This is a genomic window from Enterobacter cloacae complex sp. SHL022, assembly GCF_049237785.1.
In the GTDB taxonomy this organism is placed as follows: Bacteria; Pseudomonadota; Gammaproteobacteria; order Enterobacterales; family Enterobacteriaceae; genus Enterobacter; species Enterobacter hormaechei_C.
Map to the genome: position 1 here is coordinate 30982 of NZ_JBMKJH010000002.1, position 24398 is coordinate 55379.

At 56.6% G+C, this 24398-nt stretch carries 20 protein-coding genes; 13 read left to right on the plus strand and 7 right to left on the minus strand.

Annotated elements, in window-relative coordinates:
* Nucleotides 1-63: 63 nt before the first annotated feature.
* Complete coding sequence (locus ACOTZD_RS04380) at nt 64-1035, minus strand: nuclear transport factor 2 family protein (RefSeq protein ID WP_015571630.1); 972 nt, start codon at nt 1033-1035, stop codon at nt 64-66.
* Nucleotides 1032-2102 (minus strand): LacI family DNA-binding transcriptional regulator, encoded by a 1071-nt coding sequence (locus ACOTZD_RS04385; RefSeq protein WP_003862277.1) that lies wholly within the window; start codon nt 2100-2102, stop codon nt 1032-1034. The genes ACOTZD_RS04380 and ACOTZD_RS04385 overlap by 4 nt, the downstream gene beginning before the upstream one ends.
* 308 nt (nt 2103-2410) lie before the next feature.
* On the opposite strand from ACOTZD_RS04385, the gene ACOTZD_RS04390 reads away from it, so the two are divergent.
* The 6 genes from ACOTZD_RS04390 (at nt 2411) to ACOTZD_RS04415 (ending at nt 8527) form a co-directional block, all read left to right on the plus strand.
* Nucleotides 2411-3649 carry an MFS transporter gene (locus tag ACOTZD_RS04390; RefSeq protein ID WP_022651680.1) on the plus strand — a complete coding sequence of 413 codons (1239 nt, stop codon included), beginning with the start codon at nt 2411-2413 and terminating at the stop codon, nt 3647-3649.
* A gap of 75 nt (nt 3650-3724) precedes the next feature.
* A complete protein-coding gene (hisD, locus tag ACOTZD_RS04395) occupies nt 3725-5047 on the plus strand; it encodes a histidinol dehydrogenase (RefSeq protein ID WP_003862272.1) in 1323 nt (440 codons plus the stop codon).
* A 3-nt stretch (nt 5048-5050) separates the two neighbouring features.
* Nucleotides 5051-5815: an SDR family NAD(P)-dependent oxidoreductase gene (locus tag ACOTZD_RS04400; protein ID WP_022651681.1), complete on the plus strand. Its 765-nt coding sequence runs from the start codon at nt 5051-5053 to the stop codon at nt 5813-5815.
* Nucleotides 5816-5823: 8 nt separating this feature from the next.
* A complete protein-coding gene (locus tag ACOTZD_RS04405; protein ID WP_045346147.1) occupies nt 5824-6567 on the plus strand; it encodes an alpha/beta fold hydrolase in 744 nt (247 codons plus the stop codon).
* Entirely contained in the window at nt 6549-7340 is a 792-nt protein-coding gene (locus ACOTZD_RS04410; protein WP_022651683.1) for an HpcH/HpaI aldolase family protein, read from the plus strand. The genes ACOTZD_RS04405 and ACOTZD_RS04410 overlap by 19 nt, the downstream gene beginning before the upstream one ends.
* A gap of 11 nt (nt 7341-7351) precedes the next feature.
* Nucleotides 7352-8527 carry a hypothetical protein gene (locus tag ACOTZD_RS04415; RefSeq protein WP_048209485.1) on the plus strand — a complete coding sequence of 392 codons (1176 nt, stop codon included), beginning with the start codon at nt 7352-7354 and terminating at the stop codon, nt 8525-8527.
* A gap of 100 nt (nt 8528-8627) precedes the next feature.
* Here the strand turns inward: ACOTZD_RS04415 and ACOTZD_RS04420 are convergent, their stop codons facing one another.
* Genes ACOTZD_RS04420 through opgC form a run of 5 tightly spaced genes read right to left on the minus strand, consistent with a single transcriptional unit; the run spans nt 8628 to nt 12733 of the window.
* Nucleotides 8628-9047, minus strand: a complete 420-nt coding sequence (locus tag ACOTZD_RS04420) for an ATP-binding protein (protein WP_022651685.1) — start codon at nt 9045-9047, stop codon at nt 8628-8630.
* A gap of 7 nt (nt 9048-9054) precedes the next feature.
* Nucleotides 9055-9393: an STAS domain-containing protein gene (locus ACOTZD_RS04425; protein ID WP_003862258.1), complete on the minus strand. Its 339-nt coding sequence runs from the start codon at nt 9391-9393 to the stop codon at nt 9055-9057.
* Nucleotides 9383-10597, minus strand: a complete 1215-nt coding sequence (locus ACOTZD_RS04430; protein ID WP_032609966.1) for a PP2C family protein-serine/threonine phosphatase — start codon at nt 10595-10597, stop codon at nt 9383-9385. Before ACOTZD_RS04430 ends, ACOTZD_RS04425 begins: the two co-directional genes overlap by 11 nt.
* 8 nt (nt 10598-10605) lie before the next feature.
* Complete coding sequence (locus ACOTZD_RS04435) at nt 10606-11505, minus strand: hypothetical protein (RefSeq protein ID WP_058647809.1); 900 nt, start codon at nt 11503-11505, stop codon at nt 10606-10608.
* A gap of 10 nt (nt 11506-11515) precedes the next feature.
* Entirely contained in the window at nt 11516-12733 is a 1218-nt protein-coding gene (gene opgC, locus ACOTZD_RS04440) for an OpgC domain-containing protein (RefSeq protein WP_003862253.1), read from the minus strand.
* A 282-nt stretch (nt 12734-13015) separates the two neighbouring features.
* Between opgC and ACOTZD_RS04445 the strand changes: the two genes are divergently transcribed.
* From ACOTZD_RS04445 to ACOTZD_RS04475, 7 genes are read left to right on the plus strand one after another with little or no spacing between them, the layout of a single operon-like run.
* The gene (locus ACOTZD_RS04445) at nt 13016-14830 is read left to right on the plus strand and encodes a glycosyltransferase family 2 protein (protein ID WP_058658377.1); all 1815 of its coding nucleotides are present in this window, start codon (nt 13016-13018) and stop codon (nt 14828-14830) included.
* Nucleotides 14827-16158, plus strand: coding sequence for a DUF3131 domain-containing protein (locus ACOTZD_RS04450; protein ID WP_003862249.1), 1332 nt, complete (start codon nt 14827-14829; stop codon nt 16156-16158). The genes ACOTZD_RS04445 and ACOTZD_RS04450 overlap by 4 nt, the downstream gene beginning before the upstream one ends.
* The gene (locus tag ACOTZD_RS04455) at nt 16155-17702 is read left to right on the plus strand and encodes a DUF3131 domain-containing protein (protein ID WP_032609971.1); all 1548 of its coding nucleotides are present in this window, start codon (nt 16155-16157) and stop codon (nt 17700-17702) included. Before ACOTZD_RS04450 ends, ACOTZD_RS04455 begins: the two co-directional genes overlap by 4 nt.
* The gene (locus ACOTZD_RS04460) at nt 17687-19081 is read left to right on the plus strand and encodes a DUF3131 domain-containing protein (RefSeq protein ID WP_023323636.1); all 1395 of its coding nucleotides are present in this window, start codon (nt 17687-17689) and stop codon (nt 19079-19081) included. The genes ACOTZD_RS04455 and ACOTZD_RS04460 overlap by 16 nt, the downstream gene beginning before the upstream one ends.
* Nucleotides 19078-19512, plus strand: coding sequence for a globin (locus tag ACOTZD_RS04465; protein WP_022651691.1), 435 nt, complete (start codon nt 19078-19080; stop codon nt 19510-19512). The genes ACOTZD_RS04460 and ACOTZD_RS04465 overlap by 4 nt, the downstream gene beginning before the upstream one ends.
* Nucleotides 19513-19514: 2 nt before the next feature.
* Nucleotides 19515-22223, plus strand: a complete 2709-nt coding sequence (locus ACOTZD_RS04470; protein WP_048241976.1) for a response regulator — start codon at nt 19515-19517, stop codon at nt 22221-22223.
* Nucleotides 22192-24390, plus strand: a complete 2199-nt coding sequence (locus ACOTZD_RS04475; protein WP_421636252.1) for a glycosyl hydrolase 2 galactose-binding domain-containing protein — start codon at nt 22192-22194, stop codon at nt 24388-24390. Before ACOTZD_RS04470 ends, ACOTZD_RS04475 begins: the two co-directional genes overlap by 32 nt.
* Nucleotides 24391-24398: the final 8 nt, after the last annotated feature.

The window sequence follows — 24398 nt, forward strand, 5'->3', positions numbered from 1 at the left end:
GTAAGTGAGGGTGAATTAAACACGGTTAATATTTGCAGCCGGAATAAGGGGGCTGCCGCCCCATTAATTAAATATTTGCGACCAAATCGCTAATTCATCGATCCCCAGGTATTCACGGAAAATTAAACCATCACGTAATTCAAGCTGGCTGATACCGGTAATTGATATGGGTTTACGGGTCGGCGCACCAAATTTGCCGTAACCGTCATGCCAGGTTAACAACGACCAGCGCAATGAAAGTCGAATCGGCTCATTAGGATCTTTACGCACAATCAGGTGATGAAGTTGCGTTTCGCTGTCGGCAAATGAAGCGCGATAACCGGAAAGCTGTGCGCCAATTTCCTGTTCGCCGGTGCAGAGGCAGTGCCCCGGCGCGTACAGCGTCGCCGCCGGGTGATAGAGACCGGGCACCACGCCGCTGTTACCGCCCGCCCACATCGTTAAGTAGCGCTCAACGACCCCGGCCAGCGCCCCTTCCACGTCGTCGCCCTCGGGCCCGCCCGCCCAGCGGGCGTCCAGCGTCTCAGCAGACACAGATTCCAGCCCAAGCTGCTGGCGCATGGTCGCCAGGTTAAAAGCAAAATCGCGGACATCCAGCCCCAGTTGCGCCACAATCGCGGCACGATCCTGAAGCAGCCACTCCTGGCGTACGGCACCATCAACACAGATGCGATCGGCCCAGGTGCGGACCCAGACATTTTTCCCCGTCGGCGGGCCAAAAAATCCCTCCCCCTGGTGCTGAATGCGGGCTACGGTACGCTGCGCCGCATAGTACTCATCCCCCGGGTTCTGGCTGCACAGAATATCCTCCGTCAGCACCGCTCGCTGCGGGAAGCTGTGCATCGCCTCAAGCGTCAGGCGCATAAACTGGGAAAGCTCATGCAGCTGTTTTTCGGGGGTAGTGAAAACCACCGGCGTGGCGTAAAAATCCGCCAGCTGGCCGATATCTTTCTGCTCCCACACCACGTGCGTCAGCGTCAAAATGAACTGCTGGATAGAGTCGAATTGAGGGCTGAAGCCCCGCAATCTGGTCATGTGCGCTCCTTAGACTGGAATAGCGTTAAACCATTGGTTTCGATAACGCCGCTGCGTGGGCGACGCGCCGAGTGGCGTATCACCAGCGTACCGGGCACCGTAATCTGTTCAGGCTCTATGGTTCCGCTGTCAATTTGTTTCATTAACAGTTCCACCGTGGCATCCACCATCGCGCCGACCGGCTGCGACGCCGAGGTCAACGCATAAGAGGGCCAGCCGGAAGGGCCAATGTCGTCATACCCGACAACGGAGACCTCCTCCGGAATGCGCAAACCAAACTCATAGCGCGCCACATCCATTACCGTGACGGCCATATGATCGTTGGCGACAAAGACCGCATCCGGCGCTGGCGACGTCGAAAACAGGGTATAGGCTGCCCGGGTGGTTTGCTGAGCGTCGTAATTCCCGTGCACCACCCGCACATCGGTGATGCCATGTTCTTCCAGCGTGGAGATGAACCCGCGCTGGCGGGCAATATTGACCGGGGAATCGGCCACGCCGCCCACGTAGGCAAAACGCTTGTGCTCCCCCGCCAGCAGAAACTCGGCAATCTGCCGCGCGGCCGCTTCGTTATTACTGTTGACGCTGGAGGCCATGCCACTCTCTTCGCTGCGGTTAAACAGCACTACCGGGATCCCGGCGGCAAGGCATTCTTCAGATAACTCCAGCGACAGCGTCACCGAGGCCAGCACAATACCATCCACCCGGTACTGCATAATCTGGTCAAAAATACGGTCAACGTTGCCTTCCCGGTCGCCAACGAACAGCAGCAGGTGATAGTTCAGCGTATCCAGCTTTTGCGCCAGCGCCTCCAGCACCTGCGAGTAAAAGGGGTTATCAAAGTAAGAAATGACGACACCGATAATGCGCGAACGAGCCGTGTTGAGCGAACGGGCGATCGCATTCGGGCGATAACCCAGCTCGCGCGCTGCCTTCAGCACTTTTTCACGCGTTGCCGGCGAAATGCTCGCCCCCGGCGTGAACGTTCGCGACACCGCAGATTGCGATACCCCCGCCAGCTGAGCGACCTGTTGGGATGTGACTGCTGCAAAAGTCTTACGTTTCATTACCCCTGATTCCTTATCAACGTCCTGCCCATTTGCGCGTGCTTCAAACGCCTCAGCAAGTGGGTGTTTTTTATACTTACACCACCTTTGCATGCGTATGCAACACAAAAAATTAAAATTCTCACAACAAGATCGAGATCACTTTACAAACATGAAACCTTTTCGTAACTTCAAATCTTGAATACGTATGCAAAGAGTTTTCATACCGTCAATGGTACCGGAGAGAACAGGAGTCGCCCAAAGGATTGAACCGGTAAACGTCGTCCCTGACTGGTTATAACCCATTAATTCTCAAGAGGTTCAAAACCATGTTTCAAGCACTGTTACGCCGTCGGGAAGCCCGGCTCTTTTTTATCATCAGCATCCTGTTCTTTATCTGCATCCATAGCATTGATGCATTCCTGGCCCCCATGATGATCAACCAGGGCATTGAGCCACAGATCATGGGCATCATTATGGGCGCGTCTGGTCTGGCAACCCTTCTGATACGCTTCCCGTTAGGCATTATTTCCGACGTGGTTAAAAGCCGCAGGATCTTCATCCAGATTGGCCTGCTGCTGCCAATTATCGCCTGGCCGATTGCCTGGCTTGAACCCAATGCCATTACGCTGTATCTGGCGAAAGCGGCAGACGGCGTCACGGCGGCGACCTGGGTGCTGTACAACATCCTGTTCATGCGTTACTTCGGTCGCAACGAAGCCCCTGCCGCCGTCGCGCTGCTGGCGCTTGCAGGGCCCATCGGCGTGTTTCTCGGCAACTGTATTGGCGCGGTGCTGATTCACTATTTCGCCAATAACATCGCCTTTTTTGTCTCCTGCATCTCCGCCCTGGTGGCGTTGATCCTGACGACCCGCATTCAGGACGTGCACGACCCGGTTCAGGCCCCCACGCTTAAAGCCTGCATTACCGGCGCGCGCCAGCAGCTGGCCGACCGTTCCGTCTGGCTGATTGGCATTCTGGCGACCGTCGTCATTCTGGTGCCCTTCGCCACCCGCGACACGCTGACGCCGGTCTATGCCGAGCAGCTTGGCGCCCGGGCGGGGATCCTCGCGCTGCTGGGTAACATTCACCTTCTTTTTTACGGGCTGGCCATCGCCCTGTGCAGCTCGGTGTTTTATCAGCGACTTGGGCTGGTAAAAACCGCCGTGCTCGGCATCGTTTTACAGGTGATATCCACTTTCGGCATTCCCTTCACCAGCAATATCTATGTTATTTACCTGTGGCAGGCGCTGGCGGGGTTCTCGTTCGGTATGGCCTTTGCGGCATTCATGTCGCTCAGCGTAGTGAATACCTCGTCTGATGAACAATCCACGCGAATGGGGCTATTCCAGACCATTTATTCCTGCGGCATGTTTGTCGGGCCGGTAATGATGGGCGTAATGATGCAACATATTAACCTGTCGTCCGGTTATATATTGATTGCCGCCCTTTCCGTTGTGGCCGCTATTGCCACGCCGCTGTCCGCTCGATGGGTATATGCCCGTAAAACGCAAACCTCAGCCCAATTATTAAAAAACGGTGCGTACGCTGCCGCGCCGGATCAATAACCCTTTCTGAAGTAAATACCCTTTCCCGGCTCGCCGGGAGGACAACTGACATCTGAAAAAAGTAAGGAGAAGCGAGTGTCCTGGAAATTAAAAACCGGTAAATCTACCGAAGAGCGCCAGCAAGCCAACCAGCAAATAAGAGAAACGGTTGAACAAATACTTGCGGATATTGAAAAACGCGGAAATAAAGCCATTCGCGAATTATCCATTAAATTCGATCGTTATGACCGTCAGGATTATCGTCTGACGTCCGCGGAGATTGACCGCTGCATAAAACAGTTAAGCCGTCAGGATATTCAGGATATTGAATTCGCCCAACAGCAGGTCGCGAATTTTGCCCGCGCGCAGAAAGAATGTCTGCGGGACCTGGAAATTGAAACGCGTCCCGGCGTTATTCTCGGGCATAAAAATATTCCGATTAACGCCGTGGGATGTTACGTGCCTGGCGGAAAATATCCCCTGCTCGCCTCCGCGCACATGTCGATCATCACCGCCAGCGTGGCGGGATGCTCAAGAATTATCAGCTGTGCCCCGCCGTTTAACGGTCAGCCCGCCCCGGCGATCGTCGCGGCGCAAAAAATGGCTGGCGCAACGGAAATCTATGCCCTTGGTGGCATTCAGGCGATAGGCGCCATGGCGCTGGGCACGGACTCGCTGGCACCGGTCGACATGCTGGTCGGCCCCGGTAACGCCTTCGTCGCGGAGGCCAAACGACAGCTGTTCGGCCGGGTAGGTATCGATCTGTTTGCCGGTCCGACGGAAACGCTGGTGATTGCCGATGACACGGTTGACGCGGAAATGTGCGCCACGGATCTGCTGGGCCAGGCCGAACACGGCGTCACCACCCCTGCCATCCTGCTGACGAACTCGCTCCAGCTTGCCAAAGAGACGCTCAGCGAAGTGGAACGGCTGCTGGAAAAGCTCCCTACCGCCGACATTGCCCGCCAGTCGTGGCAGGACTACGGGGAAATCATCGTCTGCGACAGCTACGATGAGATGCTGCTGGAGGCAGATCGTATCGCTTCCGAACATGTTCAGGTGATGACCGACCGGGACGACTGGTTCCTGGCTAACCTGACCAATTACGGCGCGCTGTTCCTTGGACCACGTACTAACGTGGCCTACGGCGATAAGGTGATCGGCACCAACCACACCCTGCCCACGCAGAAAGCCGCACGTTATACCGGCGGCCTGTGGGTGGGCAAGTTCATGAAAACCTGCACCTTCCAGAAAGTCCTCAGCGACGAAGCCACCGCCGAAATCGGCAGCTATTGTTCGCGTCTGTCGCTCCTGGAGGGGTTCGCCGGACATGCCGAGCAGGCCAATATTCGCGTGCGCCGTTATGGCCAGACGGAAGTTCCCTACGCCACACCGGCCCCGGTCAGGGAAAAGGTGTAAGCCATGACGCTTTTGCAAACGCCCTCTTTCACCCTGCACGGCAAACGCGCGCTGGTGACCGGCGGGTCAAGAGGGATTGGCTTCGCTGCCGCCGTCGCCCTCGCACAGGCAGGGGCAGAGGTCTGGATTGCCGCCCGGGGCCGCGAGGCGCTGGCGCATGCCGCAGGTCTGGCAGCGGAACACAGGCTCGCATTCCACCCGCTGGAACTGGATATTACCGACGCTCAGGAGGTGGAGCGTGTGCTGGCGACGTTGCCCACGCCCGACATTCTGGTGAACAGTGCCGGGCTGGCCCGCCACCAGCCGTTTCTTGAGGTGAACGAGGACAATTTCGATGCGGTGATGACACTTAACCTGCGCGCCACCTTTTTTGTCAGCCAGCGCGTGGCGCGCAGAATGCGGGCGGGCAGTAAGGGAGGAGCGATTATTCACATCTCATCGCAAATGGGACACGTTGGCGGCCCCGAGCGTAGCGTGTACTGCGCTTCCAAATTCGCGCTAGAAGGGTTAACCCGAACGATGGCGCTGGAGCTGGGCGATGCGGGGATCCGCGTCAATACGCTGTGCCCGACCTTCATTGAAACCGACCTGACGCGTTCGTCGCTTGCCGATCCGGCGTTCCGCCACTACGTGCTGGACAATATCAAGCTGCGCCGGTTAGGCAGGCTGGAGGACATTATGGGGCCGGTGGTGTTCCTCGCCTCAGACGCCGCCGGGCTGATCACCGGCAGTGCCCTGATGGTTGACGGCGGCTGGACGGCTACGTGAGGGATGCAATGGAATATCCGCTTCTGGACAATACCGATCTGCCGCTGGTGCTGCTTGGTGGCACCCTGTGTAACGTCCGGCTCTGGCAGCCCGTCATTGAAAGGCTGAACATCTCAGCGGTGCTGTGCATCACGCTGACGGGCGCAGAGTCCGCGCCGCAGGCGTCACGGCGGTTATTAAAGGTTCTGCCGCCGCGCTTTCTGCTGGCGGGCTTTTCGCTCGGCGCGATTGTCGCGCTGCAAATGGCCGCCGACGCGCCAGAAAGAGTGAACGGGCTGACGCTGATTTCCGTTAATCCGTTGCCCGTTGCGCCAGACACCCTCGCTTCACGCCGGGAAGCGGTACACACCGCCCAGGCGCATGGCCTGGCCGACTGGCTGGTCTCCTCGCTGTGGCAGAGCTATGTCGCCCCGTCACGTCTGTCCGATCGGATCCTGCAAGAGACTATTTGCCGAATGGCGCAAGAGTGCGGCATTGAGACCTTTGCCGGGCAAACGGAAATGGCCATTCACCGGCAGGACAACCGGACTGCGTTTAACGCCCTCGCCTGCCCCACATTACTTCTAAACGGCGCGCAGGACGTTATCTGCACGCCTCATCATCATCAACTACTGGCAGCAGGCAATGCGAACGTGACCAGGCATACGGTGGAGGCTGGCGGGCATTTTATTCCGCTGGAAACCCCGGATGAGATCGCGCCGCTGCTGCGTCAGTGGATAACGGAGTGCATACAGTGCGCAAAAACAGTTTAAAGACCGCATTTCTGGAAAATACCCCGATCGTTAACGGCTGGCTGGCAATCCCCTCCGGGTATAGCGCGGAAATTATGGGCCATCAGGGTTACGACGCCGTCACCGTCGATTTGCAGCACGGCATGATTGATTTTGCCAGCGCGTTGTCGATGCTACAGGCGCTATCGGCCACGCCTGCCGTGCCGCTGGTGCGGGTGGCAGATAACGATCCGGCGCAAATCATGCGCGTATTAGACGCAGGAGCCTACGGCGTAATCTGCCCGATGATCTCCAGCGCGGAACAGGCTCGCCGTTTTGTCGCGGCCTGTCGCTATCCACCGCTGGGGGTTCGCTCCTTTGGTCCGGCCAGAGGTCTACTCTATGGCGGCAGCGATTATCCACAGCACGCCAACGACGAGATCCTGACGCTGGCAATGATCGAAACCCGCCAAGGGCTGGCGGATCTTGACGCCATCCTTGATACCGAAGGGCTGGACGGTGTGTTTATTGGCCCCAACGATCTCTCGCTGACGCTGACCGGCAGTGCCAGCGCCGAATCCCAACATCCCGAAATGCTTGCTGCTATTGAGCGGGTGATTCACTGCTGCCGCCAGCAGCAAAAGATTGCCGGTATTTTCTGCACTTCCGGCGCGGCCGCGGCAGCGCGTATTGCTCAGGGTTTCCAGTTTGTTACCCCTGCAAACGACGTTATGCAGCTGGGTCGCGCCTCACGTGAAGCCATTGCCCTCGCCCGCGGCAACGCCATCCCTACCACCGGTGCATCCGGTTATTAAAAGGAGAAATGATGAAAACTATCCATCTTACCCAGAGCCAGGCACGAACACGGTTAATCGCCCCCGACGATATGGTCTCCTGCAATCTTGCTTTTATTGATTGCAAGCTGCCCGGCTCGCATCTCAAACAAAACTATTCCTTCATCGGCCCGGGTGTAACCCAGTCCAGCGAGCAGGTCGTCAATATTCCCGAGCCGCACGGCTTTAACATTGGCGCGGCGGCTATGCCAAAAGGGGTGACGAATAACCTGCATCTGCATTTCACCGCAGAAGTGTTCCTGATCCATGAAGGGACGTGGCGTTTTCGCTGGGGCGCCAACGGCGAGCATGAAGCTGAATTTAGCGCGCCCACCATCCTCTCAATACCGACCTGGATCTTCCGCGGTTTCACCAACGTCAGTAAAGAAGATACCTGCGGCATGGTATTTACCGTGCTCGGCGGGGACAACACGGGCGGCATCATCTGGCACCCGTCAGTGCTGGCGGCCGCCAGCGAGTACGGTATGTATCTCAGCAAGGATAATATGCTGATTGCGCAGGAGCCAGGTGAGCCAACGCCCGATCCCGCCGCGCTGCTGACGCCGCTGTCAGAGCAATATATTGCCGGTCTGCGTGACTACAGCGTTGAGGAGATGCGCCAGCGTGCGGTAACCGGCGATGACCGCCGCTGGTCAGCACAGGGACTGCTGGATTCGGTGCTGCCGGGACACGGCGGCGAAATTGCGCCGGTTATCGGTTTCGGCATTTCACAGGATCGGGATTCCGCTCCCGCTATCCTGAGCCCGCACGGTTTTTCCGTCGAATGGTTGCGTCTTGCTGACGACCACATTGTCGGTCGCCATCTCTGCCCGGATATTCAGGTGATCATGGTATTTAAAGGCCAGCTGGAGGTGACCTGGAACGAGGCGGGTAAGGAAGTCAGCATTATCGCCCCGGAACGTTCGGTGATCTCCATTCCGGCAAACAGCTGGCGCCGCTACCGCGCGGTTGATGGCAATGTGGAGTTTATTCTGACGACCCGGGGCGATCAGCGTAAGCGCCTCTACTGGGACGAGGCGATCCTGCACGAGGCGAGAGAACACAATCGCTGTATCGATCCTGATGGCTACGTGGCGGATGCCGACATCCTGCCAGCCACGGCCCGTCGGGCCGGTGCGATACTGGCAAAATGGCTGGCGGAGGCCTGACTGGGCTTGTGCTCGTCATCACGATACTGGCGCAGATTGATCACTGCGCCATTGTGAATACCCACATACAGCCCTGATCGGACCTTCTTAAACGTCACAATTATCCGACCATCCTCTTCTCCAGAACGGTGATATTTTTCCCTGCAATATTTTCTACCGTGAAATTATCCACATACAACAAAATGAGTTTCAGTCCTCTGCCGCTTTCAGCCAAAAGAGAGGCATCGAACGTCGCGTCGTCACGCACCGCCGCGAGACGTTCAGCGGGAAATTTATCGCCATCGTCCGTAAAACGCAGCGCCGCGTCCGAGACGGTAACGATGAACTCCACGGTGAAGCAACGTTCCGGATCCTCATGTAGCGCATGACGAATAATGTTGGTAGCCGTTTCACAGGCGGCGAGATCGAGCGCAAAGCGCCAGTCATCGCTAACGGACAGCGAAGCCATCTGACGCTCAAGCCATGCCGCAAGCGGCGAGACGGAGGTTAACGTGGCGGGAAAAGTAATGTCGTTAGCCACAGTCAACTCACTGATTTAGATGCGAAAGTGCCGTAGCGCGATCCGGGCAAATGCGAAATATGCGATCCATACGGGTCAGGGTGAACATGTTGCGTATACCGGGGTTCAGCGCACACAGCATCATTTCACCTTTACCATTCATCATCTTCAGCAGGGAAACCAGTGCGCCAAGGCCGCTGCTGTCGATAAAATCGATTTTGCTGAAATCGACTATCAGGGCTTTACGATCCACCCCAATCTCCCGGGCAATAGCTTCCTTAAATACCGCCGCCACCGAGGCGTCCAGTCGGCGCACCGAAGGCGTCATAATGTTTACGTCGTCCAGTCGGTCTGTATCAATGTTCATCGTTTACTCCTGTACGCTCAATCACTAATAAGGAAACATCGTCCGCCATGGCCTGCTGTTCACGGTATTTTCCGCTGCGCCAGCGTATAAGATGCTGCGCAAACTGCGGTAAGAGCCGTTCCAGTGCGAGCGTGGCGTCATCCTGAAGCCGACGCTGCAAACGAGCCTGACCAAACTGTTCGTTGTCAGGATTTTCACACTCGGTGATGCCATCGCTAAACAGGCAGAGGCGCTCACCCGGCGCCAGCGAGAAGCTTACGTCTGACCAGCTGAGATCCGGCATCAATCCTACCGGCGCGCCGCCTTCACCTACCGTCCTGACCTCGCCGCCAGGGTTCACAATGAACGGCGTAGGATGCCCGGCCTGGCAAAGCTTGCCTTCACCTGTTGTCAGGTCGATAACACCGTAAATCATGGTGAAATAACTCATTATCTCAACCTCTTCGCTGCAAAAGCGACCATTCAGGATCCGAACGACTTCCGCAGGGGAGGCAACGTCGCTATCGTCTGCAAACAGAAAACGCTCTACCGCCCTGCCATGCAGAAACTGACGGGCCACGGCAAGTGACATCATCGCCGCACCAACGCCGTGCCCCGACACATCTACACAGTAGAATCCCAGGTGATTGTCCAGCGGGAAGACATTGAAAATATCGCCGGACACCCAGGCTGACGGCAAAAAAATCCAGTCTGCAAAGTAATCCCGGTAACGCAACTGATGCGCAGGCAGAACCGACTGCTGGATCCGCGCCGCCACTTCAAGGTCTTGCTCTATCTGCCTTAACGCCTCACTGAGGCGTGCATTACGCGTAGCAAGCGTGGCCTCAAGGGACAGAACCCGTGCCCCCGCGTGCAATCGCGCCCGTAGCTCACTCTGCTCGACCGGCTTGTTGAGAAAATCATCCGCACCGGCGTCAAACCCCACCGTCAGATCGCCCGGCTCTTCGCGTGCGGTAAGCAAAATTAAATAAACATAATGTCCGAACTGACGGCTGCGAACCTCCCGGCACAACGTCAGGCCATCCATTTCCGGCATATCCCAGTCGCTGATCACCAGGCTGACTGGCTGGTTTTCGAGGATCTCAAGCGCGGCAACGCCGTTCTCCGCCTCGTAGACGGTATACCCCCACTGCGTCAGCATTCGGCTAAGCAGGCGACGATAAACCAGTGAGTCTTCAACTATCAGGACGTGCTGTGACAACATACGCCCTCCTAAAGCGGTAAGAACCAGATGACGCTGACGGTGCCTTCCCGGAATTTACCGCTGCCGCTCTGGTGACCGGGGTAACGGGTGCCGGAGTAGTTAGCATACTGAACAGAGAATGAACCTGGCGTATAACCCGCATAGCCAAAACTATAGCTGTAGTCGCCGTTCCAGGGCTGTTGCTGGCTGCTGTCCGGAAACCAGAACGCCGTGGCGCGCACGAAGAAGTGCTGCTTCAAGGTATAACCACACCCGCCCAATACCACGTTCTTGTTTTTGCGGATATCGTTGCTGTCCAGATCGTAATAACGCGGAACCCAGCTGTAGCCCATCTGGCAAATGATAGAGTCGCCTTTGTTAATCAGGAGCGTATTCTCTATCGGTTTCGGCAGTGAAAATTTATACGCCAGCGTCACGGCCCCCTGCTCAAAATAGGTGTGGCGACGGTTTCCTGACGTCCAGAAGCGGTTATCCCCGTAATTGCTGTACACCAGGCTGAAAGTGTTGGCATGCCAGTCATCATAGCCAAAACTGTAACGAAAATCGGCCGTGTAGCGGCTGGTGTCCGTCACCGGCAAACGCGATGTCACGTTCGCAAACCAGTAACTGTAGGGTGAGTATTGCAGGCTGAGATTAAGCGTCTGGTTGTATTTACGTTTCTGCTCTGCGGTGTCCGAGCTGTTAGGAATAGTCATCCACTGCTCTTTTAGTCCCGAACTAAAGCTCAGCGCGCCAGAGAAGACGTCTTCATTACCGGAGAACAGGCGACCCCAGCGGCTGGTGAACACGCCAGCCTGCACCGGCTCGCCGTTCTTGTCACGTAGTGAATCCGCATCGTCCTTCGGCGCCGACTCTGCGCCAGTGGCAACGCACAGCAGTGCGCAGGTCAGCAAAAATTTATCCCGCATCAGCCCTTCCTTAGTTAGGTATCCAGCGCGCGGCGACGTTATATTTCGCCATCAGCCACAGCACGCCCAGCGCCGCAGCGTGAATGAAGGTGTTCACTATCCAGTCCTGGCGCCACAGATCGAACGTGACGAACTGGCTTACCAGAAATACGACGTAGACATGCAAAATAAAGGTATAAAGCGAATGTTGACCCAGCGGAATAAGAAACCAGCCTGCGAGGCGATACAGGGGCAGCCAGCACCAGGTCAGCACCAAATAGACGGTCACCATCAGACAGATATCGTTAAGTACCCTGACGGGCCCAAGGCCATTTTTTGCCGCCCAGGTATGATAAAAAGCGTTGAAGTCCTCCGGCGAGAGGCTGTGCATTAGCAGTGCGGGCGGCATAAACGGGTTGGTATGGTTCTGGGCGATAAAGCCAAGAAGCAGCGCAATTATCACCAGCGCCACGAGCACGACCTTACCGGCGGGCGTACGGGCAAAAGAGATCAAATCCTCTTTGTACCAACCGCTGCACATACCCAGCACGAAAATAAACTGCCAGGCCAGCAGCGGAAACGCGAATTCAAACTGAGACGGCGTAGCGCGTACCGGCCACATCTGCCAGCCGCCGTAGACGAGCAACGATAAACCCAGCAGCCAGTAGACGTATCCTTTCTGGAGCATCCCCAAAAACAGGGGGCTTAACAGCAGAAGAAAAATATAGAGCCCAAGGATTTGCGTTTGATGAGGGCCAATTTGCAGGTAGAGGACAATGTTAAACCAGGTTTCTTTAATTTGCGGCGTCACCGGATACAGTGACCAGGTTGTACCTGAGTAACGATCGGTAAAATGGGTCACCTCAAAGACGTTAATAAACGGCAGATATCCTAACAGTAAAAATGAAAGAATAATGATGATATTTATCCGATATATTTTCCATGCACGCAGATAAAGCCCCCAGGATATAGTCAACAATACTGCTTTTTGCAATCTTACACGGTTTAACATTCCCAGCATAAATCCTGAAAGGATCACAAAACCCTCAGCGCCGGTGACCAGACCAAACCTTTCCCAGGTAAATATATTAAATATCGACATCACTTCCGTGTGCGCCACCACCATCATCACTAAGGCGATACCGCGCATAAAATCAATACGTAAATCACGTTTATCCGACGCGATGTAACGCCATGTCGTTGGTTTTTCAACGTCTTTATTTATAAGCACAGGCGCAATCTGGCTCATGGGGCGTCGCGTTCTCCATGCTAAAAAGTTTCTTGTATTTTATTTAGATAGCGTAAACAAAAGCATCTGGCAATTTTTGATAACGCTTCAAATATTATTAAGCGTAGTTAACAGTTATTTTAGCGCGTGTAAACAATCGAGTTTTAACCTCTCTGGAATTATTTCCTCCGCCATCTACACTTACTTTACTTTTTGTTTACGGACGTTATTTTCCGTTTTGCGCTCCCTGTCAGTAACGGGTCTGTAATTAATAACTATCGTGGAAACAGGATATCCTTCTCTATGGATTTTTATTTTACCCGTTTTGAACATCGCCAGCCGCCTGAACCGCTTAAGACACCGCGATGGGTCATGTTAACATGGCAGGTATTGGCGGTTGCCTCGCTGATTTTAGGCGCTAATTATATTTACTGGCGCTGGACAGCTTCCTTAAATACCGACGCGCTGTGGTATGCCATTCCATTGGTGCTGGCTGAAACCCTGGCCTGGATCGGCACAGTGCTATTCACCATAAACCTGTGGAAAGAAGACGATCCGCCGCAAAATCCGCCCCCGATTGAGATCAATGATTGCCTGCGCTCCGAAGACGCGGAAGCCTCAAGACCCATCAAGGTCGATCTTTTTATCGCAACCTATTCAGAAGATGTTGAGCTGGTCAGGCTTTCAATTCGGGACGCCATGAAGATGGATTACCCCGGCCCGCTGGACTACAAGGTGCACGTGCTCGATGATGGCCGGCGTCCGGAGATGAAAGCCGTCTGCGATCAGGAAGGCGCAAACTACATCTCCCGCCAGACCAATATTGGCTTTAAGGCCGGTAACTTGCGAAACGGACTTGAGCAAACCGACGGTGATTTCCTGATCATTTGCGATGCCGATACCCGGGTCTTCCCCACTCTGCTCAGCCACACGCTGGGCTACTTTCGTGACCCTGACGTGGCCTGGGTTCAGACACCGCAGTGGTTCTTCGACCTGCCGGAGGGGGAAAACCTCGCGCGCTGGCTTGGGCGAAAAGCGGGCAAAACGGGATACGGGCTGGGATGGCTCGCCCAGAAGTTCATCGGGCCAGTAACCATCGGCCGCGATCCCTTTTTTAACGATCCGCGCATGTTTTATGACGTCATTCTGCGACGGCGAAACTGGGCCAACGCCGCCTTCTGCTGCGGTGCGGCCTCTGTCCACAGGCGCGAAGCGGTAATGCAGGCAGCGCTGCGCAGCTACGTCTGGACGGTTGAAGAAGAGATCGATCGCCACACGCGGGATATACGCGATCCGGTCATGCGCGAAACCCTTCAGGACGCCATGCGCCCTCACGTGGCCTTCGACACGGAACTCACGCCCTATAAATTTCACGTTTCAGAAGATATTTATACCTCCATCCTGCTCCACGGCGATGCCGCCCGCCGCTGGCGCTCGGTAATGCACCCGCGGATCGAATCGAAAATGCTCTCACCGCAGGATATGCTGACGTGGATGATCCAGCGCTTCAAATATGCCGCGGGTTCACTGGATATTCTGTTCCATGACAATATTTTCAGCCGCCGCCGTTTTAAGCTCTCTTTGCCGCAAACGCTGATGTACGCCACCACCTTCTGGTCCTATCTGGCCTGCGTGTGGAACACTGTTTTCCTGATATCGCCCATTGTTTACCTGTTTACCGGCATTCCGCCTGTATCAGCCTGGTCTGAACCCTTTTATCTTCATTTTTTGCCCTTTTTTATTGTTTCGGAGCTGGCGTTTATGTTCGGCACCTGGGGAATATCAGCCTGGGATGGCAGAGCATCGTATCTCTCATTCTTCTCCATGAATTTGCGCGCGCTCAACACAGTCCTGCGCGGAGAGCAGATCAAATTCCACGTTACCCCCAAAGAGAGGCAGACGGGACGGTTTCTATACCTGGTGAAACCGCAAATCGCCATCGTCGTGCTCACGCTGGCGGGGCTGATTTGGGGCGGTATTCAGGTTGCACGTGGGCAGGTTGACGATCCGTCCGGCTACGTTATCAATATCTTCTGGGGTGCAGTCAACATTGCCGCCATGCTGCCGCTGATCTTCGCCGCCATGTGGACTCCGGCTGAAGAAGAGGTGAGCGAATGAGAAAACGCGACGCACTTTTGTCAGCCCGCAGCTACCTCACCATTCTGCTCGGCTTTCTGCTGGGATTCGCTATTGTCGTCTGGGTTGAAAAACAGATGCCGACACGCGTTGAGAGCAGCGCAGGGATATCGCTGAGTAACGATTTCCCACCCTTGCCCGCTCCGCGTGAACTGACATTCGAAGAAGCCATCTGGGCGCGGGTGGCCTGGCAATATTATGTGAACAACACGCAGCCGAATGGCCTGGCCAACGCGCACGACGGCGAACCCTGGCTCAGCCTGTGGAGCACCGGCAGCTATCTTTTTGCGGTTGCAGCCGCCAGGCAGCTCAACGTTCTTACTTCCGAGGAGTTTGATGAACGCATCGCGGCCGCACTGGCGGCCCTCGCAAGCCTTCCACTCAATCCTCAGGGGCTGCCCGCCGCCTATTACCATGCCGACACGCTGGAGACCCTGGGCAAACCGGACGCCTCGGCTATCGGCATGGGCCGCCTGCTTAACGCCCTGCAAACTCTGCTGTGGCGCTATCCTCAGCACGCTGGCGCCGTACGCAATCTGCTCGATCGCTGGAAGATGGGCGCCCTGATTGCCAATAACACCACCAGCCAGGCCGCGGTCCCGCTCCACCATTGGGCGCTGGCGACGGACGAGCCGAGAAACAGCTTCGGCTATCGTCTTTATGCAAGCCATACGCTTCGGCTGATCGACAGCGCGGCGGGACTGGCCGTGACGAATCCACCAGAAGGGCAGCAGATGATCGACATCGACGGAATAATGGTGCCCGACGAGGGGCTGCGTACGCCGTGGGGTCGCCAACCTTCGCTTATCAGCCTTCCCTATTTATTAACGGGGCTTGAGCTGGGTTTTGATGCGCAGAGCGCAGAAATCACATGGCGCATAATGCAGATCCAACAGCGTCGACATAGCCTTCGGGTCCGCAAGCCGCCGATCAGCACCGATTACGCCGAGCCCGCGCCGGATTACGTCAACGATCTGCCCAATCGCCAGCCGCTGCAAAATAGCGCTCTGCTTGACGCCACGCCGGAGCAAACGGCGATGACTTCGACCCGCACCGCCTTTGCCTGGTACGCCCTGTTCCGCAACGGCTGGAGCGAAGCACTGCGCCAGCAGGTGCAAAAGCTACAGGTACCAGGCAAGGGCTGGCAGCGCGGGCTTAACCTCAACAGCAGCGTGAACGAGATCGTTGATGCCGATACCAATGCGGTCGTCCTCGAAAGCCTGGCGTACATTGCCCACGGTCAGATGCTTTGTCTGGCCTGCCCTGGCCCCGCCACTCCCCAAACCTCTTCAGCAGGAGCGAAGCCATGAAGCTGAAATCAATACTCTTTTTTCCTCTTCTGGCCGGGCTTGTGGCGTGCTGGCTCTCACTCTCTGCGGCACAGGCAGCGGCTGGACTTCCCGCTTCTGATTACCCACCGCGTAGCGGCGAACTCACGCCTCGCGAGATGACTATTGCCAAAAACGCCTGGCAATATTTCGTTGCTAACTATCAGCCCACAACCGGCCTGGTAAATGCCGTTAATAAATACCCCTCAACCACTATGTGGGACAGCGCCTCTTATATGGCCGCGATGACGGCCGCAAGGGAGCTGGGGATTATTGATAAAGCTGAGTTCGATCGCAGAATGCTGAAATTACTCGCTACCCTGAACAAACTGGATTTATTCCGCAACGAACTGCCCAATAAAGCCTATAACACCATCACAGGTCAGAAGGTTAACTACCAGAACAAACCTGGCGAGATTGGCTTCTCGGCGCTGGACATCGGCAGGATGTTGATCTGGCTGAAGGTCATTAAGGAGCGCTATCCGGAATACAGCAACAGCATTGATAACGTGCTGCTGGGATGGAACTTCACCAACGTCATCAACCCCTGTGGAATGATGTACGGAGCCTACCTGGAAAATGGCCAGCCAAAGTACGTGCAGGAGGGGCGGCTGGGCTACGAAGAGTATGGTGCAGCGGGCTTTGCGCTGTGGGGCTTTGGCACCTGTCAGGCCAGCCAGCCTCAGCCCTACGAGCTGGCTGAGATCTACTGCGTAATGGTGCCTTATGACTCGCGCGATCCGCGCCTTACCAGCCAGCATAATTACGTCGTAACCGAATCCTATGTGCTTTACGGCCTCGAATTTGGTTTCGACAAACCGACGGACAGGGAAAACAGCCCGCGTGACTACACCCATCCGTGGATGAAAAACTTCGCCGACAGGGTTTACCAGGCTCAGGAGAATCGCTACGCCATCACCGGTATTTTATCTGCTCGCTCTGAGCATCAACTCGATCAGTCACCCTACTTCGTCTACGACACCGTCTTTAGCGACGGCTTCAACTGGAACACCATCACCGATAAAGGCGTGTACGTTCCCAATACGGCCGCCGTCTCTCTGAAAGCGGCGCTCGGGATGTGGGTTCTCTGGAATTCGCCTTATACCGACCGCCTGCTGGACGCCATTGAAAACGCCAACGAGGCGGGCAAAGGCTACTATGAAGGGCTGTACGAAAACGGCGACGGCCCCATCAAAGAATTCACGGCCAATAACAACGGCATCATGCTTGAAGCATTGCTGTTCAAAAAAGAGGGCAAGCTGTTGCAGTTCAACAGCGATAATCCCAAAGATCCCCACTTTGCCCCTTCCCTGTGGGAAAAAAAGCTGGTGGATCTCTTTGAGCCTAATAATGCCTCGCGCAACCGTCCATTCCTGAACAGTACGCCCGCAGTGAAGACATGGTGTGAACAAACCGGGACCACTCTGCGCACCAAACCCGCTTGCCAGGCCTGTCAATGTGCTACCTGTAATACGGACGAGCCTGTGAAACTGCCGCCGGTGACCGCACAATGCTTAAGACCTTAGCCCGCTGGCTGGCTGCCGCCGTCCTCATTCTTATTATCGCCTTCGCCCTGTTCAGCTGCGAAAGCGCAGGGTGGCGCTGGCTGACCAAAGGCGGCTGGCACACCACCGCTCGCATCAGTAGCCTGACCCCACAGGAGCGGGAGTGGGCGGGTATCGCCTGGCGCTATTTTGAGAATAACACACAGCCTCAGACAGGGCTGGTCAACGGTAGCGATAAACAGCCACGCGTTACGCTGTGGCAAATGGGCGATACGCTTATCGCCCTGCTGGCAGCTCGCGAGCTGGGTCTGATCCAGGCGGCCGAGTTTGATGCACGGCTGACGCGCCTGCTCGGAACACTCAATCGCCTGACGCTGACCGAAACCCGCACGCCAGGCAGACTCTATTCCAGCCGTACGGCCACGCCCATCGATTTCACAGGAAAACCGGCGCAGCGCGGATGGTCGGCGAAAGATATGGCGCGGCTGATGCTGGCCCTGCGTCTCACTGCCGAGCGAGCACCTGAGTACCGCGAATATCTGGAAAAAATCATCCTGCGCTGGAATTTTTGTCCGGTGGTGGATAAAGACGGGGAGCTGTGGTCTGCGTCCGAGCAGAACGAACAGCTGTTGGTACGCGACGAACTGCGGCTGGGTGAAAGCGAATATGCCGCCAGCGCGTTTCGGCTGTGGGGATTCCCGGCGGGCAAGGCATTTTCCCCGCCTTCCCAGAACGTCATCATGTACCAGCGCAGCCTCGCCGTTGACGCGCGCGATCCAAGAACAACCTGGCAGCCATCGCTGCTCTCCACCCTCCCCGCGATGCTCCCGGGTCTGGAGTTTGGCTGGCAGGCTCCCGGAGTGGCCGTCGATATTCAAAAAAGGCTGCGCGCCCGGGGCGAAGGAGTATGGCTCAGCCAAAAAACGCGCTGGGAGCACGACGGCATACTCACCGCACGCGCCGATTTTTACCTCTCTCAGGCGCCATGGCACGTCGAGGACACCGTCTGGGGAAATGGTTACGCCTGGAATACGTTGGGCGATGACGGTAAAAGCTATCCCCGGCTGGCACAGGTGACCACCAAAGCGGTCTTCATGCTCTGGACGCTGTGGGAAAACGAATATACCGATGCCCTGATGGCTATAACCCGACACCTGAATAACCCGCAACAGGGCTGGTTTGAGGGCCGCGTTGAGGCCACCGGCGATATCAACCCGACGCTAACCCTCTCGACGAACGCCATGGTGCTGGAAGCGCTGCTGTACAAACACAACGCCGGACCGCTGTTTGAAAACGGCCTTGTGAAGAATGATGGCTATTTTGCCCGCCGCACGTCGGATCCTTTCAATCCGCCCGGCCTCTGTCTGCCCGGCGAACGTGCCTTGAGGGCCGCACCATGAAATTTTATCGCGATCTCTTTGACGCCAGCCTGAACCGCGTCCTGCCGGAAAATGATAAACGGCACTTTTTTGAAACGTTCTGGGAAACGTTTGTCCATATGTCACCGGAGACAGAACAGCACTTTGCCCGGGACCAGGGCGGAGATGGCCAGCAGACGATCTTCAAGAGCTTTTTCGCCATGCTTGCCGTTGACGGTGCGCTGTTTGTACCCGATTTTCTGGAACGCCTGGCGCGGGAGCAGAGTGATGAAGGACTAGGCCTGCCACCGCGATTTTTCGGCCTCTGGCGGGAGGCAATGCTCAGGACCGTGCGCGCCTGCGATCCACTTTGCGATGAAGAGATCCTCACAGCCTGGGCGATGGCAATTGCCCCCGGGCTGGAGTATCTGCGCCGCCAGGCGGAGCTGCACTATAAGGCCAGAGGTGAGTAACCATGCGAGCCACATCCCGTTTCGATCTCAACGCGCTGCCTGTGGGGGTGATGATTTACGATCCCGCCGAGCATCTGCTGGCCTGGAATGACCAGATATCGCGCTTTTACCCGGTGATCGCCCCCTGGCTGATCGCCGGCGCTTCCCTCGAGAGCCTGGCGGAGAAATTTATTGATGCGGGTTATAACATCGACTCCACCCGCCGCCGGACCCTGCGTGAAGCGATCGTTCGCAACTGCCGTCAGTCAAGCCATCGAGAGGTGCGGCAGTCGGGAAACCGGCGGCTCTACGTGCAGCATCAGCGTCTCGCCGATGGCGGCATTCTCAGCCTGCATACCGATATTACCGAGCTTGACGACGCCCAGCGCTCGCGCCAGCAGCTGCACGATGATTTTTTACTGACCGCAGAGTCCATTCAGATCGGCATCTGGAACTGGCAGGTCTCTCACGACAGCCTGGAGGTGAACGATACGTTGCTGGCGATGGTGGGTCAGTCACGTACGCAGCTGCACTACCCGCTGCGCTTTTTACTGAATCTGGTCCATGAAGAGGATCGTGCCGTCCTGCGCAACGCGATGATCGCCTCCAGGCAGGAGCACATGCCGGTGTTTGAAAGTGAGATTCGCGTGCAACACGCGACGCAGGGCTGGCGCTGGATGCTGGTTTCGGGACAGGTGGTCACCCTCAGTATGCAGCAGCAGGCCGAACGGGTGATCGGCACCCTACAGGACATCACCCGCCGCAAGGAGGCCGAGTTGTTAGCCATTGAAGCGGCGAAAGTGGCCCGGGAGGCCAACGAGGCGAAGAGTGCATTTCTCGCCAACATGAGCCACGAAATTCGCACCCCGATGAACGGCATTCTGGGCATGACTCAGCTCTGCCTCGATACACAGCTCACCCTCGAACAGCGTGAATATCTTTCTCTGGTGATGAGTTCAGCGCAGTCACTGCTGCATATCATCAATGACATTCTCGATTTCTCACGCATTGAGTCAGGTAAGATGACCGTCGATACAGAGCCGCTGGAAATCCGCCCCTTTGTGCAGTCGCTCATCCGCCCGCATATGCCCTCCGCCAGCGAAAAAGGCATTGAACTGCTGGTGGATATCGCTCCGGGGGTGCCGGAAGTGCTCATCGTTGATGGTCCCCGACTACGTCAAATTCTGACTAATCTCCTGGGCAACGCGCTGAAGTTCACCCATCACGGTGAGGTTATGCTGGCAATAGAGCCTACAGAAAGTGAAGGGCACTGGCGTTTTCGCATACGCGACAGCGGCATTGGCATCCCGATGGAGAAACAAAAAGCCATTTTCGAGGCGTTCAGCCAGGCCGATAGCTCTACCACCCGCCGCTACGGCGGTACTGGCCTCGGACTGACCATTTCTGCCCGCCTGGTAAGTCTTATGGGCGGAGAGCTAACGGTTCAGAGCGAGCCGGGTGAAGGCAGCGAATTTGCTTTTACGTTGCCACTGGAAGGTCAGTTGGCTGTCTCAGCAACCGATGCTCCTGTAGCACGCTTTAACGGCGAATCGGTACTGGTGGTAGACGACAACAGTACCAACCTGCGGCTGCTGGACACCATGCTTCGCCAGATGGGTCTGACACCGACCTGTGTTAACAACGCCGGGGAAGCGTTAAGCCTGACCGCAAAAAGGGGATACTGGCCGCTGATCCTGCTGGATGCCCAGATGCCGGATATGGACGGTGTATCGCTGGCCATTGAGCTCTCTGTTATGCCGCAGGCCGAGCAAAGCCACATCATTATGCTCAGTTCCATGAGCCGCCATTTCGATGCCAATATGCTCAAGCGCATCGGGGTTGCCCACTATTTGCATAAGCCGGTTGCCCAACGTGAACTCTATCAAACCATAGCCAGCGTCCTGGCACCCGCTCCACATCTGGCATCGCCCCCTTCTCTTTCTCCCTCTCCCGTCACCTCGCCTGTACCGGCGCAGGGCGGACTTCACATTCTTCTGGCCGAGGACAACCTGGTGAATCAGAAAGTCGCCAGACGCCTGCTGGAGCAGCTCGGCCACCGTTGCGAAGTGGTATCCAATGGCCGTGAGGCCCTCGAACGCTGGCGTGAACAGTCCTGGGATTTGATGTTGGTTGACTTGCAAATGCCAGAAATGGACGGTGAAACGGCCATTCGCCTGCTTCGTGAGGAGACACTGACGCGGGGGCGTAGCCACCAGCCCGCCATCGCGATGACCGCCCATGCCATGCAGGGTGACAAGGCGCGCTGTCTGGCAATGGGCTTCGACGGCTATATTGCCAAGCCGGTAAGTCAGGAGGCGCTCAGGGAGGAGATAGCCCATGTTCTCGCCGGAGAAGATAAGGGTCTGCCGGATGAGGCACAGCTGTTAAAACAGTGCGCGGACGATCCTGAACTGGTTAATGAATTGCTGGCGCTGTTCGGCAACGGTCTTGACGAGGCGGTGGCAGCCATGGCGCTGAACATTGCGCATAATGACCGCGATGCCCTGCGGCGGGCCGCTCATAAGCTTCGCGGCGAAGCCGTCACCCTCGGTTTCATTCGTCTTTCAGAAGTGCTCCAGCAATTGGAGAGTCAGGCGGTCTCGCTGAACCAGACGGGGCTGAGCGTTTTACATGGCGAGCTTATCGAGGAGGCCAGACGCTCTGCGGCCTGGCTGCGCCGCAGAGCACAGGAGGTTAAAGATGATCAGGCTTCTTCTGCTGCTGGCAATTAGCCCTCTGCTGGCCCAGGCCAGCCAGCCCGTCACCTGGTCACTGGCCGGAATGTGGCGCGTGCATGACGCCAACCTCAGCACCTTTGATGGCGCCAGCGCGCCTGACCGCGACTGGCGATCGATTGCGGTTCCGGCCAACTGGTACAGCGCCGGATACGATCATCAGGGTGCCCTCTGGTATCGGCACGAATTTACCCTGCCCAGGCGCGCGCCCGATACCATGGCCACCCTGGTCTTTGATGGCGTGGACTATTTTGCCGACGTCACGCTCAACGGCAGGCATCTTGCCCATCACGAGGGGTATTTTCAGCGCTTCTCGGTAGACATAAGCGATGCTTTGCAGCGACACAATAAGCTCGCCGTGCGGGTGGACAGTCCCTGGGAAGATCCGAAAACAATCTGGCCGCTGCATAAAACGATGGTTAAAGGCGTACTTAACCAGCACGATACCCGCCCTGGCGGGGCCTGGTCAGAGGACGGCCAGGATGCCAACTCCGGGGGGATCTGGTCGCCGGTAAAGCTACATTTGAGCCGCGGAGTGACCATCGACGAGGTAATACTGCGTCCGGACTGGCGTGAAGGGCTGAGCAAACCAGCGCTGCACGCCGAGATCCGCTACCGGGCGTTGTCTGCCGGTGACGTAACTTTGCGCCTGTCGGCCACGCCAGACAATTTTACGGGCCCGCCTGTAAAGCAGGAATTCCCTGTAAACCTTGCGAGAACGGACGGAAAGCCGCAATCGCTTCGCGTCACGCTGCCAATGCAAGGCGCCAGGCTCTGGTGGCCAGTGGGCTATGGCAGGCCAAACCTGTACCGAGTGCGCGCAACCCTGACGGATAAGCAAGGAGTGATGGATACCGCAGTTGCCCGTACCGGGTTACGCAAGATAGTGAAGCAGCCTGACAACAAGGGCTGGCTCTTTAATGACAAACGCCTGTTTATCAAAGGGAGTAATTACATCGGCTCCCCGTGGCTTAGCACCATGACACGCAAAAAATATCGCCGCGATTTCAGGCTGGTGCAGGCAATGAACGCCAACGCGATACGCGTTCACTCGCATGTGGCAGGCCGGGCACTTTACGATGTGGCTGACGAAATGGGGCTGATGATCTGGCAGGATGTCCCCCTGCAATGGGGTTACAATAACAGCGACGCCTTCGCGGATAATGCCGTGCGACAGACCCGCGAGATGGTTGAACAGTTTGGTAATTCCCCGGCCATTATCGTCTGGGGCGGTCATAACGAGCCGCCATGGAATTCACCGTGGATGGAAAAACGCTTTCCCGACTGGAATAAAAACCTGAACCAGACGCTGACGAAACGCGTCGGAGACGCGCTTTCGCAAGATACCTCGCGCATAGTGCATCGTTTTTCTGCGGTGGAAGAACACTACTGGGCCGGATGGTACTTTGGCACCATGCGCGATCTTCTTGGCCCCGCCAAAACCGCGATCATCACGGAGTTTGGCGCTCAGGCGCTACCGCGACTCTCAACCTTGAAAACCATCATTCCCGCCCGCCTGATGTGGCCGAAAAGCACCGCCGCCGACGATCCCGGCTGGACGCACTGGAAAGACCATAACTTCCAGCCCTTCCAGACCTTTAAATTTGCCAATATTCCGCGGGGCAATACCATTCAGGAGATGATTGCCAACACCCAGCGTTACCAGGCAGAGCTGGTGGCAATGGCGGCAGAGAGCTATCGTCGGCAGCGCTACCAGCCGGTAACTGCCCTCTTCCACTTTATGTTTGTAGAAACCTGGCCCTCCATCAACTGGGGCGTCGTGGATTATCTGCGTAAGCCGAAAGCGGGCTACTACGCCCTGCAAAAAGCCTATCAGCCCATTCTGCCGTCGATTGAACCCGTGACGGCGGTGTGGCGTCAGGGAAGCGAAGCAACGGTTCGCCTGTGGGCGATCAATGACACCTGGTCCGCCTGTGATGCGTGTCGTCTGAAGTGGCAGGTGAAGCAAAATGGTCGGGTGCTGGCTAAAGGCAATACAAGCCTCACGCTTCCCCCCGATTCGGGCAGCAGGATCAAGGACATCACCGTCACACCGACCACCAGGCATAACGTTACCATTGAGTATGAGATTTCGGATCGCGCCGGTAACACCGTGGGTTCCAACCAGCGCAATGAGAGAGTGGAAAGCCCTCCTGAGCAATGAATGCTGGC

Coding starts and splice junctions, on each gene's coding strand:
- ACOTZD_RS04380 (WP_015571630.1), bottom strand. CDS start 1,035: ATGACCAGATTGCGGGGCTTCAGCCCTCAATTCGACTCTATCCAGCAG.
- ACOTZD_RS04385 (WP_003862277.1), bottom strand. CDS start 2,102: ATGAAACGTAAGACTTTTGCAGCAGTCACATCCCAACAGGTCGCTCAG.
- ACOTZD_RS04390 (WP_022651680.1), top strand. CDS start 2,411: ATGTTTCAAGCACTGTTACGCCGTCGGGAAGCCCGGCTCTTTTTTATC.
- ACOTZD_RS04400 (WP_022651681.1), top strand. CDS start 5,051: ATGACGCTTTTGCAAACGCCCTCTTTCACCCTGCACGGCAAACGCGCG.
- ACOTZD_RS04405 (WP_045346147.1), top strand. CDS start 5,824: ATGGAATATCCGCTTCTGGACAATACCGATCTGCCGCTGGTGCTGCTT.
- ACOTZD_RS04415 (WP_048209485.1), top strand. CDS start 7,352: ATGAAAACTATCCATCTTACCCAGAGCCAGGCACGAACACGGTTAATC.
- ACOTZD_RS04425 (WP_003862258.1), bottom strand. CDS start 9,393: ATGAACATTGATACAGACCGACTGGACGACGTAAACATTATGACGCCT.
- ACOTZD_RS04430 (WP_032609966.1), bottom strand. CDS start 10,597: ATGTTGTCACAGCACGTCCTGATAGTTGAAGACTCACTGGTTTATCGT.
- ACOTZD_RS04435 (WP_058647809.1), bottom strand. CDS start 11,505: ATGCGGGATAAATTTTTGCTGACCTGCGCACTGCTGTGCGTTGCCACT.
- opgC (WP_003862253.1), bottom strand. CDS start 12,733: ATGAGCCAGATTGCGCCTGTGCTTATAAATAAAGACGTTGAAAAACCA.
- ACOTZD_RS04445 (WP_058658377.1), top strand. CDS start 13,016: ATGGATTTTTATTTTACCCGTTTTGAACATCGCCAGCCGCCTGAACCG.
- ACOTZD_RS04450 (WP_003862249.1), top strand. CDS start 14,827: ATGAGAAAACGCGACGCACTTTTGTCAGCCCGCAGCTACCTCACCATT.
- ACOTZD_RS04455 (WP_032609971.1), top strand. CDS start 16,155: ATGAAGCTGAAATCAATACTCTTTTTTCCTCTTCTGGCCGGGCTTGTG.
- ACOTZD_RS04460 (WP_023323636.1), top strand. CDS start 17,687: ATGCTTAAGACCTTAGCCCGCTGGCTGGCTGCCGCCGTCCTCATTCTT.
- ACOTZD_RS04465 (WP_022651691.1), top strand. CDS start 19,078: ATGAAATTTTATCGCGATCTCTTTGACGCCAGCCTGAACCGCGTCCTG.
- ACOTZD_RS04470 (WP_048241976.1), top strand. CDS start 19,515: ATGCGAGCCACATCCCGTTTCGATCTCAACGCGCTGCCTGTGGGGGTG.
- ACOTZD_RS04475 (WP_421636252.1), top strand. CDS start 22,192: ATGATCAGGCTTCTTCTGCTGCTGGCAATTAGCCCTCTGCTGGCCCAG.